Origin of the sequence: Flavobacterium psychroterrae (genome assembly GCF_018380615.1) — a bacterium.
GTDB lineage: Bacteria > Bacteroidota > Bacteroidia > Flavobacteriales > Flavobacteriaceae > Flavobacterium > Flavobacterium psychroterrae.
In genome coordinates, this window is record NZ_JAGYVZ010000005.1 from 191592 (window position 1) to 211077 (window position 19486).

12 protein-coding genes are annotated in these 19486 nt (G+C 34.0%); 3 read left to right on the forward strand and 9 right to left on the reverse strand.

The annotated features are described in order from the left end of the window. Positions 1 to 310: 310 nt before the first annotated feature. The 3 genes from KHA90_RS07755 to KHA90_RS07765 form a co-directional block, all read right to left on the reverse strand. A complete protein-coding gene (locus KHA90_RS07755; RefSeq protein ID WP_213297191.1) occupies positions 311 to 2410 on the reverse strand; it encodes a protein-disulfide reductase DsbD family protein in 2100 nt (699 codons plus the stop codon). Beyond that, positions 2410 to 3720 (reverse strand): tRNA lysidine(34) synthetase TilS, encoded by a 1311-nt coding sequence (tilS, locus tag KHA90_RS07760; RefSeq protein WP_213297201.1) that lies wholly within the window; start codon positions 3718 to 3720, stop codon positions 2410 to 2412. Before tilS ends, KHA90_RS07755 begins: the two co-directional genes overlap by 1 nt. A gap of 568 nt (positions 3721 to 4288) precedes the next feature. Beyond that, positions 4289 to 5575, reverse strand: coding sequence for an anthranilate synthase component I family protein (locus KHA90_RS07765; protein WP_213297207.1), 1287 nt, complete (start codon positions 5573 to 5575; stop codon positions 4289 to 4291). A gap of 185 nt (positions 5576 to 5760) precedes the next feature. On the opposite strand from KHA90_RS07765, the gene KHA90_RS07770 reads away from it, so the two are divergent. Both KHA90_RS07770 and KHA90_RS07775 read left to right on the forward strand, forming a co-directional pair. Next, positions 5761 to 6966 (forward strand): vWA domain-containing protein, encoded by a 1206-nt coding sequence (locus tag KHA90_RS07770; RefSeq protein ID WP_213297209.1) that lies wholly within the window; start codon positions 5761 to 5763, stop codon positions 6964 to 6966. 246 nt (positions 6967 to 7212) lie between these two features. After that, entirely contained in the window at positions 7213 to 7587 is a 375-nt protein-coding gene (locus KHA90_RS07775) for a DoxX family membrane protein (protein ID WP_213297211.1), read from the forward strand. A gap of 88 nt (positions 7588 to 7675) precedes the next feature. Here the strand turns inward: KHA90_RS07775 and KHA90_RS07780 are convergent, their stop codons facing one another. From KHA90_RS07780 to KHA90_RS07790, 3 genes are all read right to left on the reverse strand, one after another. Continuing rightward, the gene (locus KHA90_RS07780; RefSeq protein WP_213297213.1) at positions 7676 to 8218 is read right to left on the reverse strand and encodes a lipocalin family protein; all 543 of its coding nucleotides are present in this window, start codon (positions 8216 to 8218) and stop codon (positions 7676 to 7678) included. A gap of 379 nt (positions 8219 to 8597) precedes the next feature. Further along, a complete protein-coding gene (lpdA, locus tag KHA90_RS07785) occupies positions 8598 to 10001 on the reverse strand; it encodes a dihydrolipoyl dehydrogenase (RefSeq protein ID WP_213297231.1) in 1404 nt (467 codons plus the stop codon). A gap of 530 nt (positions 10002 to 10531) precedes the next feature. Then, a complete protein-coding gene (locus KHA90_RS07790) occupies positions 10532 to 10987 on the reverse strand; it encodes an Lrp/AsnC family transcriptional regulator (RefSeq protein ID WP_213297234.1) in 456 nt (151 codons plus the stop codon). A gap of 468 nt (positions 10988 to 11455) precedes the next feature. Between KHA90_RS07790 and KHA90_RS07795 the strand changes: the two genes are divergently transcribed. Then, positions 11456 to 12658 (forward strand): aminotransferase class I/II-fold pyridoxal phosphate-dependent enzyme, encoded by a 1203-nt coding sequence (locus KHA90_RS07795; RefSeq protein ID WP_213297236.1) that lies wholly within the window; start codon positions 11456 to 11458, stop codon positions 12656 to 12658. A 218-nt stretch (positions 12659 to 12876) separates the two neighbouring features. On the opposite strand, the gene KHA90_RS07800 is transcribed toward KHA90_RS07795, so the two are convergent. From KHA90_RS07800 to KHA90_RS07810, 3 genes are all read right to left on the reverse strand, one after another. Then, positions 12877 to 13968 carry a DUF695 domain-containing protein gene (locus KHA90_RS07800; RefSeq protein WP_213297239.1) on the reverse strand — a complete coding sequence of 364 codons (1092 nt, stop codon included), beginning with the start codon at positions 13966 to 13968 and terminating at the stop codon, positions 12877 to 12879. A gap of 159 nt (positions 13969 to 14127) precedes the next feature. Then, positions 14128 to 16062 (reverse strand): amino acid permease, encoded by a 1935-nt coding sequence (locus KHA90_RS07805; RefSeq protein ID WP_213297241.1) that lies wholly within the window; start codon positions 16060 to 16062, stop codon positions 14128 to 14130. 484 nt (positions 16063 to 16546) lie between these two features. Further along, positions 16547 to 19453, reverse strand: coding sequence for an FAD-binding and (Fe-S)-binding domain-containing protein (locus tag KHA90_RS07810; protein WP_213297514.1), 2907 nt, complete (start codon positions 19451 to 19453; stop codon positions 16547 to 16549). Between the last annotated feature and the right edge of the window lie 33 nt (positions 19454 to 19486).

Genomic DNA, 19486 nt, shown 5'->3' on the forward strand with positions numbered 1-19486 from the left:
GATTATAGAAGCAATATTTTTCTGGATTGTTGATTATAGATTTTAGAAGCAAGAAGCAAGATTTTTCTGGATTGTCGATTATAGATTTTAGAAAATAGATGCAAGAATATAGATCTAAGATTATAGATGAATATCTTTCAGGTTGTAGATTATGCGTTAACCAAATAAAAAAGCACTCTGAGTTTTATACCAGAGTGCTTTTTTGCTTTGAATTAATTAAACCTTAATTTCAATATAATAATCTATTCTCTTTATTCTAAAATCTTGTATCTAAAAATCTTGCTTCTTGCTTTTAAGATCTAAAAAAACTCTACTTAAAATTCCCAATTCCTTCTTTTAGCCAATGCAAATATTCATCTGCGTTTACATAACTAATTGTTGGTTTTGAGCTGTTTAAATTCTTCCCTTCTAGATCAGTTATAATGTATAAAGGCTGCGTATTTGTTTTGTATTTTGAGATCATAAAATCAGTCCATTTATCGCCAACCGTTATGATTTTATCCCCGGATTTAGTTACAAATTGTTCTTCTTTTGGCAATTCACGTTTATCATCTACATAAAGAGAAATCAAAACAACATCATTTTTTAAGATTGGTAAAATCGTTGGTTCTGACCAAACATTATTTTCCATTTTTCTGCAATTCACACAAGCATAACCTGTAAAATCAAGCATAATAGGTTTATTGATTGATTTTGCATAGGCTAGTCCATCTTCATAATCATGAAAAACCATAATACCGTGCGGTCCTAATTCTGCTCCGTCAGGCAAACCTTTTATCGATTCACCACTAACATTTGAATTAGCAGAACCTCCTACCCCAAACGGACTTTCACTATATTGTGGAGGTGGCGGGAAAGCACTGATTAATTTCAATGGCGCTCCCCAAAGTCCGGGAATTAAATAAACTGTAAACACAAGTGTAAGTAATCCTAAATACAATCTGCCCACAGAAATATGATTTAACGGACTATCGTGTGGCAAAGATATTTTTCCGAATAGATATAAAGTCAATGCTGCAAAAATAGCAATCCAGATCGCGATAAAAACTTCTCTTTCTAATAAATGTAATTGAAGAACTAAATCGGCATTTGATAAAAATTTAAATGCTAAAGCCAATTCTAAGAATCCTAAAACTACTTTTACCGTATTCAGCCATCCTCCAGATTTTGGTAATGAATTTAACCAGCCCGGGAACATGGCAAATAACATAAATGGCAAAGCCAATGCTAACGAAAATCCTAGCATTCCAATAACCGGAGCGATTCCTCCGTTTGAAGCTGCTTCAACTAATAAAGTTCCTACGATTGGTCCTGTACAGGAGAATGAAACAATTGCCAAAGCCAAAGCCATAAATAATATTCCTATTATTCCGCCTCTGTCTGCTTGTTGATCTACTTTATTTCCCCATGAATTAGGCAGCATAATTTCAAAAGCTCCCAAAAACGAAGTGGCAAAAATGATCAATATAATGAAGAAAATTAAGTTGAACCAAACATCTGTAGACAAAGCATTCAATGCATCTGCACCAAATATCTTAGTTACAATTAATCCTAAAATAACATAAATAGCAATAATCGAAAGTCCGTAAAAAATAGCATTTCTAATTCCTTTTGCCCTGCTTTTACTTTGTTTGGTAAAGAAACTTACCGTCATTGGGATCATCGGGAAAACACAAGGCGTTAACAATGCTGCAAATCCTGATATAAAAGCGATAAAAAAGATCGACCATAAACTTCTGGTTGGTGCCGGCGCAGGAATATCATCTTTTTCCGTAGCCAATGCATTGTCAGTTTTAATTTCCGGAGCAGCTTCAGAAACAGTTGCTTTTGATGCAGTATCAACCGCTAAACCAACTACTTTAGTTTCATCTTGTGCAGCTGCTGTTATCGTTGGAACCGCATCCATTTTAAAAGTTGACGGAACTGAGATGGAGAATTTTTTACTTGAATTGATACAAACTTCTTTACAAACCTGAAAATCAAAATCAACATCAACCGTTTTTAAATTCGGATTAATAATTGTGATTTCCTGCTCGATATGCGCTTTACCTTCAAAGAAAGTTTCATTTACTCCAAAAATATCATTAAAAGCCGTTCTGGTTTTTCCTTCTTTAGCTTTTCCAACTAAAGTATAATTCCCTTTTTGATTTTTAAAAACAATTTCCAGCGCAAGTGGTCCGCCATCGGGTGTAAACTGGGAATACATATGCCAGTCTTTTTCAATGGTTCCATCAAAAATTAAAACAGCATTATTTCCTGATTTCTTTTCAATTTTTGAAGTCCATTTTACCGGTTCCAGGATTTGAGCATTTCCTTTTGCAAAAGCAAACAAGAAAAACAGCAAAAACACAATGGTTTTATTCCAGATACTTTTCGACATTATCGTTTGATGGTATTGATTAAAGTTCATTATTGCAATTCTATTTTAAGTATTTTATTTGTGGTATTTTCTATTTTAAAACGATCATCTTGTCGGATTCCTATAACCCAAACAATTTGATTATCTGAACACAAAATCCATGTTTTTTCTTTTTCGATCAGCGATAACTTTTCATCTTTAAAAAGTTTACTTACTTTTTTAGACTTTCCGTTCATTCCAAAGGGGTGAAAAACATCTCCCTCATTCCATTTACGTAAAATCAATGGAAATTGGATTTTTTCAGCGTCCACAAAGATAGCTTTATTTGAATCTATTGTAATGTCGTCTACTTGACAAAGCTTCAAATTTAAGGGAAAATTAACTTCTTTATCTTTTTCATTAATTTCAAATTCTTCCTTTTCTTCTATTTGAGAAAGCGGACTTAAAATCAATGTATTTCTATTTTTTAATAGTCGAAATTCTGCCGAAAGTACTTGTTTACCGGATTGTCCATCTACTAAATCATAAATATCATTCCACGCCAAAAAGCCAAATTCATTCAGCCATTGGTACAAATAGGATTTATAATTAGGTAATTTTTTAAGCTGATTCAAATCGAAATGTATATCATCACCTTCGTCTTTTGCAACTTGCTGATAAATCATAATCGAAGCATCTTCAGCCATTTCCTGTGATTCCTGCAGATATGATTGGGTTTTCTGAAACGCATTCAAAAAATTAGGATTGATTTCTTTCAACATCGGAACTAAATCATGACGAATTTTGTTCCGAAGATATTTATTCGACGCATTACTGCTGTCTTCACTCCATTCTATAGTATTATCTTCGGCATATTTAAGAATTTCGTCTCTGGAAAAAGGCAAAAGCGGACGAATGATTCGGTCGTTTTGTTCCGGAATTCCGGTCAATCCTTCTAAACCGGTTCCTCGGGTTAAATTGATTATAAAGGTTTCAAGATTATCATCGGCATGATGCGCGGTTAAGATATAATCGAAATTTTCTTTTTCAAGAAGTTCATAAAACCAACTGTAACGTAATTCACGTGCTGCAACTTGCGTAGATAATTTATAATCTTTTGCAAATGCTTCGGTATCAAACTGAGTGGTATAAATAGGAATGTTATTTTGATCGCAGTAATTCTGAATGAAATTTTGATCGCCAAAACTTTCTAATCCGCGAAGCTGAAAATTGCAATGTAAAACGGCAATTTCGTATGGCAATTGGTTCATTAAATGCAATAAAACCATACTATCCAATCCTGCGCTAACAGCCAGAAATAGTTTTTTTTCTTCCAAAAATGGAAACCTTGAAATGATGTGATTTTGAAATTTTGAAAACATTTGATAAATGTAAAAAATTAAATTCGATCTATTTTTAAATGAAATGTTAAGCGTTATTTTTTTGGCACAAATTTTATTTTATTTTTGCCACGAATTGCACGAATTAGCACTAATTATTTTTTCACGCAGATTACGCAGATTTTATTTTTTTAATTTGTGGCTATATTTTTTTTGCCACGAACTACACAAATTTTCACTAATTATTATTTTCACGCAGATTTAAAAAAATTTAGGCAGATCAGGCAAATTATTTTTAATAAAAAATCTATTCAAATCTGCTTTAATCTGCAAAATCTGCGTGAAAAAATCTTTTTAATCCTTTAATCTGTGGCTACATTTTTTTGTCACTCATAACTCGAATTATTATTTTCACGCAGATTTAAAAAGATTTAGGCAGATTCACACAAATTATTTTTAATAAAAAATCTATTCAAATCTGCTTTAATCTGCAGAATCTGCGTGAAACAAAATCATTTTCATCCTTTAATCTGTGGCAACTATTTTTTACGAATTGCAAAACAAAAAAATTCGTGCAAATTTGTGTAATTCGTGGCTAACTTTAAAAAAATTATTGCAAAACTTCGTGCATTGCCTTAGCCTTCAACAAACATTCTTCATATTCATTTTCTGGGATTGATTGTGCTGTAATAGCGCTTCCTACCGAAAATGAAACGTATTTATTTTCCTGATTGTACAAGATACTCCTGATTACTACATTGAAATCAAAATCGCCTTCGGGAGTAAAATAACCAATTGATCCGCTATATAATCCGCGTTTGGTTTCTTCAAGATTTTCAATAATTTTCATAACCGAAATCTTGGGAGCGCCCGTCATACTCCCCATTGGGAAAGTAGTTTTTAAAACATCGATTGACGAATATTGAGCATCTAATTTTGAAGTTATCGTCGAAATCATTTGATGAACCTGCAAAAACGAATATATTTTACAAAGTTCGACAACTTCAACCGATCCTTTTTGGGCGGTGTGTGATAAATCATTCCGAACTAAATCGGTTATCATGATATTTTCGGCTCTTTCTTTTGAATCTGATTCGAGAAATTGTTTTGATTTTTCATCTTCTACAGGATCTGAAAATCGCTTTGAAGTTCCTTTTATGGGCTGAGAAATCAAAGTCTCTCCAACTCTTTTTATATATCTTTCCGGAGATGCCGAAAGCAAAAAATGTTTATGGTTTTTAAAGAAAACTGAAAACGGTGCTTTCGAAATTTCATTTAGTTTCTGAAATTTTTCTAACGGATTTATAATTGCATTTTCCGCATAAAATTCCATGCAAAAATTAGCTTCGTACATATCGCCTTTATGAATATGTTCGAGCATTTTTGTCACTTTTTCAACATATAAATCTTTTGAAATTCGTTGTTGCACTTCGACATCATTTAATGTTTCAAAGGAATCATTCTGACTTTGTACAATCTCCTCAAAATCATATTCAACCTCATCATCACAAAGGAATAAATATTGAATTTCAAGTTGATTTTCTTTTAATAAAAAGATTTTTTTCGGCTGAAAGAAAAACAAATCAGGAAAATCCAAACCATCAAAATTAGATGATTTTAATTCTTCGACATCGTTTTTTAAATCAAAAGAAAGATAACCAAAAAGCCAGTCTTTAGTCGTTTGCTGATATTGTTTTAGATCCTCAAAAGCATTGTGAAAATCGGTTTTTAGCGACGTAAAAGCATCCACAGCTAATAAGCAATCAAAACTGGAATATTCCTGCGGATAGGAATTACTATCCAGGAAAACTATTTCGCGAAATTGTTGCGACCAGTTTAAAAGTTGTTGTTTAAAACGCTCCGGATTTGCAATATGTTTATGAATGGAAACTCTCAAAAAAGTATAAATTTTAGATTTCAAAATTACGACAAAAAAAATCCTTCGATAAAATAATACTCAAAAATTATTGGCACACTTTTTAGTATATCGAATTAGCGCTTCAGATTAAAACATCTTTTTAACAAAAAAAGATATTTAATAAGAGTTCCCACTTTATTTATTAATCAAATTTTAAAACTTTTATGAAAACAATTGCAAAATTAGGCTTGACCGCCGTGGTAATTTCCACATTATTATTTTCTTGTAAAAAAGCAGATGCAACTTCTTCTGCAGATGCAAGTGTAGAATCTTCGAGTAAGGAAGATCGAGCTGCAGCAGAATCATCGGGAGACAGTTATTCTGAAACCGAAACACAACAGCAAATACAAGCTGGTCAAATTACCGCAGGCGAATGGAATGATTTAAGCAATTGGGTATTCTGGGAATCTCTAAATAATAATTCTGAATTTTCTGAAATGAGCGATCATTGGAAATATCAATTGAAAGACAGGGTTTCTGTAAATGTAAAATCAGATTCAGAAAATTTAGTTGATGTACCGGTTTCATTGATCAACTCTCAAAATGAAATTGTTTGGTCATCAAGAACCAACAATAAAGGAAATGCAGAATTATGGCCCTATTTAAAAGGTGAAAATCAATCAAATCGCCAAAATTTAAAAATAAAAATTGGCAATCAGATATTTAAAAACATCGAAAGTTTTGATGATAAAAAAATCAACAGATTAGTGCTGCAAAATTATAAAACAAAAAATACCGAAAAGAAAATTGACATTGCTTTTATGGTGGATGCAACGGGTTCTATGGGAGATGAACTGGAATATTTAAAGGAAGAATTAACAGATGTAATTTCTAAGGTAAAAAATAAAAACCAAGGTGTTACAGTAAATATGGGCGCTGTTTTTTACAGAGATAAAGGCGAGGATTATGTAACAAAAATATCTGATTTTTCGACAGATATTGATGATACTGTTGATTTTATAAAAGATCAGTCTGCTGAAGCCGGCGGTGATTTTCCGGAAGCTGTTGAAACTGCTTTGGATAAATCAATCAATGATCTGGAATGGTCTGAGGATGCTACTTCAAGAATTTTGTTTCTGGTATTAGACGCACCACCTCATTATGAGGATGATATTATCTCAGAAATTCATGATTTAATCGCCACAGCAAGTAAAAAAGGAATCAGAATTATCCCAATTACTGCAAGCGGAATTGATAAGGAAACGGAGTTTTTAATGCGCTATATGGCAATTGCAACTAATGGAACTTACGTTTTTATAACTAACGACAGCGGGATTGGGAATGATCATATTGCAGCATCAGTAGGAAATTATCAGGTTGAACACTTAAATAAATTAATGGTACGACTTATAAATGAAAGCATAAAATAGCTTTTTACCTTAAACACAAACATTACAAATAAACAGATTAAGTGTTAATAAAATAGCAATTTCATAATAAAAAATTCGTTATATTTGATATAGCATTGTAGTAATCCTAAAATAGGATTGTAAATATTATAAAATTCTCAATAGATCAGCTTTAAAAAAATTGACTTTCCTTTATTAGAGAATTCAGCTTATAACGATTTCAATAAATAAACTATACTTTTTTAACCTATCTAAAATTTAAGTATTATGAAAATTGCTACTATTATTGTTCGTGTTTTAATTGGTCTTTTACTACTTTTTGCTTCGATCAGTTATTTTTTTCATCTGATGCCGGAACAGGAAACTACCGGAAATTTCAAAGCTTTTAATGTTGGTTTAATGGCTTCAACTTATTTAATTCCTTTAGCAAAATCAATAGAATTGCTTTGCGGAATTGCATTTGTAACGGGACGGTATGTTACATTAGCGAATATTTTGATCTTACCTATTACAGTCAATATCTTGTTTATCAATTATTTTCTGACTCCGCATGGTTTGCCTGTTGCAGCGTTATTGTTTCTGGCTAATTTGTTTTTGATTTACAGATATTGGGGTAATTATAGAAGTGTTTTCACGAGATAATTTATTTTACTTATAAAAATACAAACCCGATACTTCAAAAAAGTACCGGGTTTCTTATTTAATAAAAATTCAACGTTTACGATTTTTATTAATTTGCTTTATCATGTTTTACCCAAACAAGGTCAGAAGTATCATAACCTATTTCCTGCGCCTTTCTAAGATAATCCAGCTTGATGTTTTCAGGAATTGAGGTTTCTCTGGAAAGTATCCACAAGTATTTTAAGCTTTCTCCTGCAACAAGTGCATATTTGTAATCAGGATCAATTGCAATTACATTATATCCAGCATAAAATGGTCCAAAAAACGAAACTTTCAACATTCCGATATTATCTGATTTTACAAATTTAGCTTTACCAATACTTTGCTCCCACTTATCTTTTTTAGCGTTATAACCTTTATTATCTACTTTTATGGTTCCGTTATCGTTTAGGGAATATTCGGCTGTAACATTGTTCAGTCCTTTTTCGTACTTAAAATCAAGTCTGGCAATTTCGTACCATTTTCCTAAATATTTTGATTTGTCAAAATTTGTTACTGCTTTTACATTATCAGGAATGGTTGAACCACAAGAATAAAGTGCTAAAGCTATTCCTGCTCCAATAAGAACTGGAGCTATATATCTATTTTTCATGATGTTGGCTTTTAATAGAGTAAAGATAACATCACAATTGTCTATTTAATTTACAATATTTTTTGCAGATTTTATATTTTTTCTGGTATTACACTAATTTATAAATCAGGACGAGGAATTTTTAGTCCCGACGGGCAATGTCATTAAGTTAGCTTTTAGATAATAAAATTAATCTCACAAAGACGCTAAGACGCAAAGTTTACACACTATTTCATTTTGATTTTGCGAGATTTATTCAGCATAACATTATTGATTTTTTCTTAACTTAATGAAATTGCCAATAGGGCTATACATGAAAAAAATTGAAACAATAAAAAAAACCGTTAAAAAATTAATTCTAACGGTTTCTAAATATGATTTAACGTAGATTATACGTGTATTATACGTGTATTGCTCTGTTTTCTGTTGCTGCCAATGCTGCTTCTTTTACTGCTTCCGCGAAAGTTGGATGCGCATGACTCATTCTTGAAATATCTTCAGCCGAAGCTTTGAATTCCATTGCTGTAACTGCTTCAGCAATTAAATCAGCTGTACGGGCTCCAATCATGTGAACTCCTAAAACCTCATCCGTTTTTGCATCAGCGATGATTTTTACAAATCCGTCTAGATCTCCACTTGCTCTTGCACGACCTAAAGCTTTGAAAGGAAAACTTCCAACTTTGTATTCAGTTCCTGAAGCTTTTACCTGCTCTTCAGTTTGTCCAACTGCAGCAACTTCCGGCCAAGTGTAAACTACACCAGGAATTAAGTTATAATCAATATGTGGTTTTTGACCCGCTAAGATTTCAGCAACCATAGTTCCTTCTTCTTCAGCTTTGTGTGCCAACATTGCTCCACGAACAACATCACCAATTGCATAAATATTAGGAACGTTAGTTTGTAAATGATCATTTACTTCTACTTGTCCTCTGTCTGAAATTTTCACTCCTGCTTTGTCAGCGCTTAATCCGTCTGTGTAAGGACGGCGACCAACAGAAACTAATGAATAATCTCCTTCAAGCGTGATTGTTTCTCCTTTTGCATTTTCAGCCTGAACGACAACAGCATCACCGTTTCTTTCTACTGATTTTACTTTGTGAGAAACGTAGAATTTCATTCCTTGTTTTTTCAATACTTTAGTTAATTCTTTAGATAAAGAAGCATCCATTCCAGGAATAATTCTGTCCATGAACTCAACTACAGAAACCTGAGCTCCTAAACGCAAGTAAACTTGTCCAAGCTCGATCCCAATAACTCCACCACCAATAATTACCAGGTGTTTTGGAACTTCTTTTAAAGCCAAAGCTTCTGTAGAAGTAATAATTCTTTCCTTATCAATTTTGATAAAAGGTAAAGAAGATGGTTTTGAACCTGTAGCGATTACGGTATATTTTGCTTCAATAGTTTCTGATGTTCCGTCAGCTTTTGCAACTGCAATGTGCGTTGCGTCTACGAAAGAACCTAAACCAGTAAAAACAGTAATTTTATTTTTATCCATTAAGTAGTTGATTCCACCTACGGTTTGATCTACAACTGCTTGTTTGCGCGCGATCATTTTCTCTAAATTGATTTTTACATCTCCTGAAACCTCGATTCCGTGGTCTGCAAAATGTGCAATTTCTGCATAATGATGAGAAGAAGATAATAATGCTTTTGAAGGAATACAACCTACGTTAAGGCAGGTTCCGCCAAGAGAGTTATACTTTTCTACAATGGCTGTTTTAAAACCTAATTGTGCGCAACGAATTGCTGATACATATCCGCCCGGTCCTGAACCTATAATGACTACGTCAAATGAACTCATAGTTTGTCTATTTTATTTTTAGCGATACAAAATTAAGGAATAAAGTTTTGTTTAAAGTTTAAATCTCAATGTTTTTTGTGTGAAATTTTGGGTGTGAGGTTTTTGCTACGAAGGCACAAATACACGAAGTTTTTTAACGTTTAAGTTCGCTAACTTTTGTTTTTTTAATCTCGAAAAGTCGCAGAGCCGCAAAGTTTTTTTTTGATTTTGAAGATTTTGAAAAGAATGTTTCACGCAGATTTTGCAGATAAAGCAGATTTTTTTGTTTCTCGCAAAGTCGGAGAGGCGCAAAGTTTATACACCAACTTGTCATCCTGAGGAACGAAGGATCTCCGTAAGTAACTCTATAAAGATTGGCGACATTCTGTGCGGAGCTTCTTGCGGAGATCCTTCGTCCCTCAGAATGAGAAAAAAATCCATCTCTGTACTTTTGCGTCTTTTGAAAAATCAACACTAAATTTTAGACGCACAGCTGTGCCTCTCTACGGTCAGTCTTTGTCCCTTTGAACCTTTGTCCCTTTGAACCTCCCTCAAAAAATCACCGTCGAATTCTTTACTTCGCTAATCATAAACATACTTTGTGTACTGCCGATGTGTTGCAACGAAGTAAGTTTAGTAACTAGAAATTCTCTGTATTCTTCCATGTCTTTTACCAGGACTTTCAGGATATAATCGTAGTCGCCGCTTACGTGATGGCATTCTAAAACTTCGTTGAGTTTGATTACTTCGCTTTCAAATTTGGTTAGGAATTCTTTTGTGTGCTGAATGAGTTTTAAGTGACAGAAAACTACAAATCCTTTATCGATTTTGGTTTTATCAACTAATGCTACGTAGTTTGTGATTATGCCTTCGCGCTCTAGCTTTTTGATGCGTTCGTAAACTGCCGTTACCGAAAGATTGAGTTTCAAGGACAATTCTTTGGTTGTTTTTTTACTGTCGGTTTGTAATAAAACGAGGAGTTTTTTATCTGTTGCGTCTAAAGTCATTTTAACGGGTTTATTGTTTGTTGTTTTGCAATGAAAGAAAATCTATTTTTTTAAGTTTTCTAAATCAAATTTAGATAAATAATCTTTTAAAAATAATTTTTATAGTTTTAAAATCTAATTATAAGCTTTATGGTTGATTAATTTTCTTAATAAACGTTATTTTGAATAGAATTTCTTTTGAAAACGAGTTTCATAGCCCTGATAGTAGTGGAAAGCCCGGAGTAAAAAAGGCAAAAGTTTCTTGGTCTAAAAAAGCGACCAACGGAAGCTCTTTTTAGATCATTAGAAACTTACCTTTTTTATGAGGACTTGAAACGGAAAGCAGGAATAGCTTCAAATTAAAATTCCAATAAATAAATTCCAAATTCCAATGGCAATGGCAATGGCAATGGCAATTTCAAAAATCAATTTCAATTTCAATTTCAATAACAAACTCAAAAAATAATAAATATCAACTCAAAAACTATTATGAAAAACTTTAATCCAGCTGATAAAATTCAGGATTTGCAGTACTTTGGTGAATTTGGCGGCGTGAATCCTTCGATTTCTGATTCTTCTACTTATACGTTTCTTTCGGCTAAAACGATGTTTGACACTTTTGAAGGAAATATGGAAGGCTGCTATTTGTATTCTCGCCATTCTTCTCCAAGTAATTTGTATCTGGATCAGGCTTTGGCAGCGATGGAAGGAACGGAAACTGGAAATGTTTCGGCTTCAGGAATGGGTGCGATTACGCCTACTCTATTACAGCTTTGCGGTGCGGGCGATCATATTGTTTCAAGCCGAACTATTTATGGTGGAACTTATGCTTTTTTGAAAAATTTTACGCCTAGATTCGGGATTGAAACGAGTTTTGTAGACATTACGAAATTGGATATTGTAGAAGCTGCAATTACACCAAAAACAAAGGTTTTGTATTGCGAAACGGTGAGTAATCCGTTATTAGAAGTGGCTGATATTGCTGGTCTGGCGCAAATTGCTAAAAGACATAATTTGCAATTGGTTGTGGATAATACATTCTCACCTTTATCTGTTTCTCCAGCGAAATTAGGTGCGGATATTGTGATTCATAGTTTGACAAAATATATTAACGGAAGCAGTGATACGGTTGGTGGTGTGACTTGTGCCTCTAAAGAATTTATTAATGCTTTGAAAAATGTAAACTCGGGAGCAAGTATGCTTTTGGGTCCAACAATGGATAGTTTGCGTTCGGCTTCTGTAATGAAAAATCTGCGTACGCTTCATATCCGAATTAAACAACATAGTCATAATGCGCATATTCTGGCGGATAAGTTTGAAGCTGACGGTTTAAAAACGGTTTATCCGGGATTGAAAAGTCATCCAAGTCATGAATTGTATAAAACGATGATTAACCGTGAATATGGTTTTGGAGGAATGATGACTATTGATGTTGGAACTTTGGCTAAAGCCAATGAATTAATGGAGTTGATGCAGGCGAGAAACTTAGGTTATTTGGCAGTAAGTTTAGGTTTTTATAAAACATTATTTAGTGCGCCGGGAACTTCGACTTCGAGTGAAATTCCATTAGAAGAACAAAAAGAAATGGGATTGACGGATGGTTTAATCCGCTTTTCTATTGGGTTGGATAACGATATTGAGCGTACTTACGAAATGATGAAAGCTTGTATGGTGGAACTTGGGATTTTGTAGCATTGTTTCACAGAGATTCACAAAGAATTTTCACAGAGATACACAGATTTTATTTCACGCAGATTTTAAAAGATTTGGGCAGATTTTACATTAACTAAGATTAAAAATTAAATCTGCTTTAATCTGTAAAATCTGCGTGAAACATTTTTTTTTAAATCCAATAATCTGTATCAAAAAACAGAAAGCCGTTTTGAATGTCTCAGAACGGCTTTTGCTATCTAATTTTGTTCAAAATGTTTGAAAGATGCCCAATATTTATCTTTATAAATTTCGGAAGTAACTTTTAGTTCTTTTGAATATTTTGTTTCAATTTCGCTTAGAATTTTTGATGGTTTTCTAAAATCTTTGCAGGCAAAATAAATTTCTCGTTTATTATTTCCTGTTTCTCTGCCGATGTTTAAATATCCTTCAAAATCTTTTAATTCACTTGTTAGTTCATCTTCAAAATTATCTAGGAATTTATACATTTTTTCATCCGGCATTCCGTTATTACTTTTACCATCAAAAAATACGGTAACAATTGTGATCCATGGGTGTGACATTTTAGCGTCCCAATTAATAAGATCTGTATTTATAACGGCTAATAAAGGTCCGTTTTCTGTGGTGGTTTCCAGACATGCGTAACTATCGTTTTCTGTATTATGCCTGATTGCTTCGTATTTTTCGACAAATTCTTTTTCTCTCCAGATTAGATAATCTTTTAGCTTTTCAATTGGAATTAGTTCTTCAGAAATTCCTTCTTTTCCAACTATATTTAAATTATCAATTATGGTTAGCGAATCTAGTTCTCCCAGTAAATTATCCAGGAAAATATAAATTCCGTTTGTTATCAATCTTCTTTTTTCTTCTATGAAATCATCATAGACTATTGTCAAATCAATTTTATCTGAATATTCTCTATGATTATTAGAATAGAATTTTATGTTTTCTTTGTTAAACTCAAATTCTTCCATTTTGATTCCAAAATCTGTCATATCTGTAGCAGGTTTTAGGGCTGTAAATTTCCAACCTTCAATATTGGGAGCTTTACTGACCAACTCTTCTACAAAATAGATGTTTTTTATTACTCCTTCTGGCGTGAGAATAAGTTCAACCGTATCATCATTGTACATTCCGGTCAAAAAATAAAAACCGCTTTGAATCTCCTTTAGCTTTGGGGCAATTTTATTAAAAAAATCCTGCTCAATATTCTCCCTATTCTTAACGATTTTGAAAAAATCTTTTTCATGTTGTAAAAACCAGTCCCAAAAATCACTGTATGACGTAATCGCGACTTCTTTTTTACTAAATATGTTTTTGAAAAAACTCATGCACTTAAAAATTTAAATTTAATATTTACTATAAAACAAATTAAAGAAAATTTTATAGCGTAAGAAAATTTTTATATTAAATAATTGCATTTTATTTATAAAAAAAGCCGTTCTGAAATACTATCAGAACGGCTTCTCTTATAATTTATAACTCAAAAACTATACTTTCTCTACAAAGTTTAGTTTACTGTTTTTTCGACTGTATGTAAAGTAAATTACAAGTCCTATTAATAACCAGATTGTAAAGTAAATCCAGTTCCAGACGCTTAATTCTGCCATCATATAAAGGCAGCAAATAAGCCCTAACAACGGAATTAAAGATAAATTTTGTCTGAACGACCAAACAGCTAATCCAACCAAAACGAATAAAAATATCCACATTGGGATTTTGTGTTTGAATAAACTGAAACCAGATTCGTATTTTAATGAATCATTGATTGGTAAACCTTTTACAACCTCAGCATATTTAGCATCGTCGTCTTGATATTGACTTAGTAAATGTTCTAAATCTGCGGTTTCGGCAGTTTTATTTTGAACATCGATACTTTCTAAATAATTGAAAACTTCTGCTGATTGTTCTTTATCTAATAATGTAATAATTGTGGTTGCATCATTTGTCTGAGCATCATTATTTATAAAAGCCATTGTCGCTTTATTGTTGAATGCAAAAGCATAATACAATCCGGCAATCATTAAAACTGGCAGAATATATTTTGAATTTACATAAGGCGTTTTGAATTTTCCTCTTGGAATTTCAGGCTTATTCTGTAAAACCAAAACTCCGGCGCAAACCAATACAAAGGCAAATAAAGTACCAATACTGCATAAATCTGTTACCATTGTCAGGTTCAGAAATAAAGCAGGAACTGCTACTACAAAACCAGTTACAATGGTTGCAAATGATGGTGTTTTGAATTTTGGGTGCACGGTTGAAAATTTCTTTGGCAATAAACCATCACGGCTCATGCTCATCCAGATACGAGGCTGCCCCATCTGGAAAACCAAAAGAACGCTTGCCATGGCAATTACGGCACTTACGGCAATAATTCCCGACATCCATTTTAGGTTTAATTTTTCGAAAACAAACGCCAGAGGATCTCCAACATTTAATTCGTTATAACGCACCATTCCGGTTAAAACCAAAGCAATGGCAATATATAAAATTGTACAAATAATGATCGCCCACATCATACCTCGGGGTAAATCGCGTTGTGGATTTTTACATTCTTCAGCAGTTGTTGAAATCGCATCAAAACCTATATAAGCAAAGAAAACAGCCGAAACTCCTTTTAAAACTCCGCTAACTCCATTTGGTGCAAACGGATCCCAATTAGCAGTATCGACATAAAAAACTCCTACCGCAATAACTAAAAGTACGATGCAAAGTTTTACAACAACCATTACATTACTCGCGTTACGAGATTCTTTCATTCCTCTATAAACCAAAGCGGTAATTAAAACAATGATAAATAAAGCAGGTAAATCAGCCACAAAATGGAAAGAACCAATTGTTGGTGCCGTTGTCCATGCTGTGTGAGCTGCCTGTAAAGAAGCACTTAAATTTTCGAACGATTTTCCGCCCTGCATTAAAGCTTCTGCATCAGTAAAACCCGTTGAAGCGGTTAGATAATCCATCTGAATCCATTGCGGAAGATGAATTCCGCCACTCTGGAGCAGTCCTGTAAAATAATCACTCCACGATATTGCCACCGTTATGTTTCCTACGGCATATTCCATAATTAATGCCCAACCGATAATCCAGGCGATGATTTCTCCAAAAGCCACATATGAATATGTATAAGCACTTCCTGAAACCGGAACCATTGAGGCAAATTCGGCGTAAGCAAATGCGGCAAAACTACAGGCTAATGCGGTAAATAAAAACAAGAAAATTACAGCTGGACCTCCGTCGGCACTGGCTTTCCCGATGGTACTAAAAATTCCTGCTCCTACAATAGCAGCAATCCCGAAAGCAGTTAAATCTTTGGTGGTTAAATGCTTTCCTAATGCATTATGACCATCTGCTTCGTTTTTTGCAACTTGTTTCAGAATATCTTGTACCGTTTTTTTTCGGAATAAACCTGATAATGCCATATGTGAGTTTGCTTTATAAATTAATATATTTCGGTCTTTGTGGTTTTATTTTGCAAATAATGCAAAAATTATCCTGATTTCAAATATATAAAACCATTTTGTTTTGTGTGTATTTTTTATGGTGAATTATTTTGCCCACGGATTATGCTGATTAAACAGATTGACGCAGGTTTATTTTCTCGCTACGAATTACACAAATTTCTCGAATTATTTTTTTTTACCACAGATTAAAAGATTAGCTCAGATTATTTCACGCAGATTTAAAATGATTTAAGCAGATGCGCGCAAATTATTTTATAAAAATCTAAAATTAAATCTGCTTAAATCTGCAGAATCTGCGTGAAACAAAATCATTTTAATCGTTATAATCTGTGGCTAACTTTTTTCTCGCAGATTTGGCAGATTGAGCAGATTTATTTTGACAAAGATTAAAAAGAAAAACCTGTGTAAATCCTTGTCATCCGTGTCATCCGTGTGCCATCTCTCAACGCAAACAGCTTCTCAAAATACTGACCGGATGTTGCGCTTCTCTGTTTGTTCCGTCAAAAATTTGATGACGGCAGCTCGTTCCTGCAGCGGCAATTTTTACATTTTGAGCGGTTGCGCGCACTTTTGGGAATAATGTATCTTCCCCCATTTGCATACTTACCTGATAATGTTCTTTTTCGTAACCAAAAGATCCCGCCATTCCGCAACAACCTGAATTGTAAATTGTAACTGTGTTATTGGTTGGTAAATTCAGCATTGCGAAAGTCGCTTCAACAGAACTCAAAGATTTCTGATGGCAATGCCCGTGAATTTTGATTTCTTTCTTTTCTTGTGAGAAAGAATCCGGTCTGATTTTACCATCGATAATTTCTTTTTTAAAGAATTCTTCGATTGTAAAAGCACATTGCGCTACTCTTTCAGCACTTTCCTTATCATCAGCAAGACGCAAATATTCATCTCTAAAAGTCAAAATTGCCGAAGGTTCGATACCTATTAAAGGCGCTTTCGCGGAAATTAAATCCTTGAAGATATTTACGTTTGTATTTGCTATTTTCTTGGCTTCTTCTAGAAATCCTTTAGACAAATACGTTCTTCCGCTTTCTTCGTGATTTACGACCAAAACTTCGTAACCTAATTTCGTTAATAATTCAAAAGCATCGATTCCGATATTTACATCATAATAATTCGTAAATTCATCATTGAACAAATACACTTGCCCATTTGGGAAATGCTGATTTTGTTTCTTCTGATTTTCGAACCATTTTTTAAACGTCTTTTTTGCCAATAACGGAACTTGTCTTTCCGGTGCAATTCCCATGCTTTTTTTCACAAGCGATTGATTCGAAATAAAGTTGGTGATTGACGGAAACAAACTTCCCATTTTATTCAGTTTTGCATTGTGTGCAAAAATCTTACTTCGGGTCGAGAATCCGTTTGCTTTTTGATATTGGTATAAAAATTCCGCTTTTAAAGTCGCAACGTCCACATTACTCGGGCATTCGCTGGCGCAGGCTTTACAGCTCACACACAATTCAAAAACTTCGTATAATTCTTTCTGGTCAAATTTATTTTCTTTTTCAGAATACGTCAAATATTCACGTAACGCATTGGCACGCGCACGCGTAGTTTCTTTTTCATTTTTGGTCGCGCGATAACTCGGACACATTGATCCTCCTGCCGATGGCAATTTTCTGCAATCGCCAGATCCGTTGCATTTTTCGGCAGCGCGCAAAATTCCTAAACTATCTGAAAAATCCTGAAACGTTTTAATATCCGGTTCTACCCTTCCTGAAATCACACGATGATTTTCGTCCATTTTCAAAGCGTTGACAATCTTTCCGATATTCAAAACCGAATTAGGGTCAAACGCTAATTTGATTCTTTTCAGCAATTCATAATTCGTTTCACCAATCATAAACGGAATAAATTCTCCGCGTACAATTCCGTCGCCGTGTTCACCGCTTAATGAACCTCTATATTTTTTGACCAAAATTGCCACATCGGTCGCAATTGTTCTGAATAATTTTAAGTCAGATGTTTTCTTTAAATTCAAAACGGGACGCAAATGCAGTTCTCCCGCTCCGGCGTGCGCGTAATAAATTGCTCCTTGTCCGTGGCGTAACATCATCGCCGAAAACTCTGCAATATAAGCCGGTAAATCGCTCAATTCAACCGCTGTATCTTCAATAGAATCGGCTGCTTTGTCATCGCCAACAATACTTCCTAAAAGTCCGAGACCTGCTTTTCTAAGTTCATTTACTTTTTCAATATCTGCTCCGTAAATTTTTACAAGCGCGTAACCAAAGTTGTTTTTTTCTAAATCAGCGACTAAAGCATTTGCCTGATTTTCGGCATCTTCAGCATCGTGCGAAGCCACTTCAAACATCATAATCGCTTTGGGTTCGCCAACTAAAAAGAACCTGTTTTTAACGTGTTCCCGACTCGTTTTTGTACAATCTAAAATCGTATCGTCGATCATTTCGCAAGTGTACAAATGATGTTTCATTGCTACGACAACAGATTCCAGCGATTCCTGAATGCTGTGATAATGCGCCACGACCATAATATTATGAACGGGTGGTAAATCGTCGACTTTCAAAGTGATTTCGGTCGTAAAAGCCAGTGTTCCCTCGCTTCCGCAGAGTAATTTTCCAAGATTGATTGTAGGTTCTGTTCCGCCAAACAAATCTGATTTTAAGAGAATATCAACCGCATAACCTGTATTTCGTCTGTGAATTTCAGGTTTCGGAAACTCTTTTATAATTTCGTCCTGCGCTGCTTTTACCGAAAGTTCGTCATAAAGGCTTTTGTATATTTTATTTTCTAAAGAATCTCCTTTGGTTTTTTCGATAAATTCCGCCGAAGTTAGTTCGTTAAAAACCACTTCCGATCCATCGCTCAAAAGTCCTTTGATTTCAACAATTTTATCGCGCGTAACGCCATAACGAATCGATGTTGTTCCCGAAGAATTATTGCCCACCATTCCGCCAATCATACAACGGTTTGTTGTTGATGTATTAGGTCCGAAAAATACGTTATGAGGTTTTAAAAACAAATTCAGTTCATCGCGAATTACGCCAGGCTGTACTGTTACTGTTTTTTTAATGGCGTCAAAATTCAGGATTTTAGTAAAGTTTTTCGAGACATCCACCACAATTCCGTCGCCAACCGTTTGTCCCGCAAGCGAAGTTCCGGCAGTTCTGGGCGTAATCGAAATATGATGCTGCGCCGCAAACTTTATCAGTTTACTAATATCTTCAATGGTTTTAGGCACCGCAACCGCTTTTGGTCGAATCCTGTACACCGATGCATCGGTAGAATAAAGCGTTTTATGAAGATCATCAAATAAAAGTGTTCCCTCTAATGATGCTGATAATTGTTCTAACTCCTTATTTATTGACATTATAACTGAATTTATGGCTTTCTTTTCAGTTAC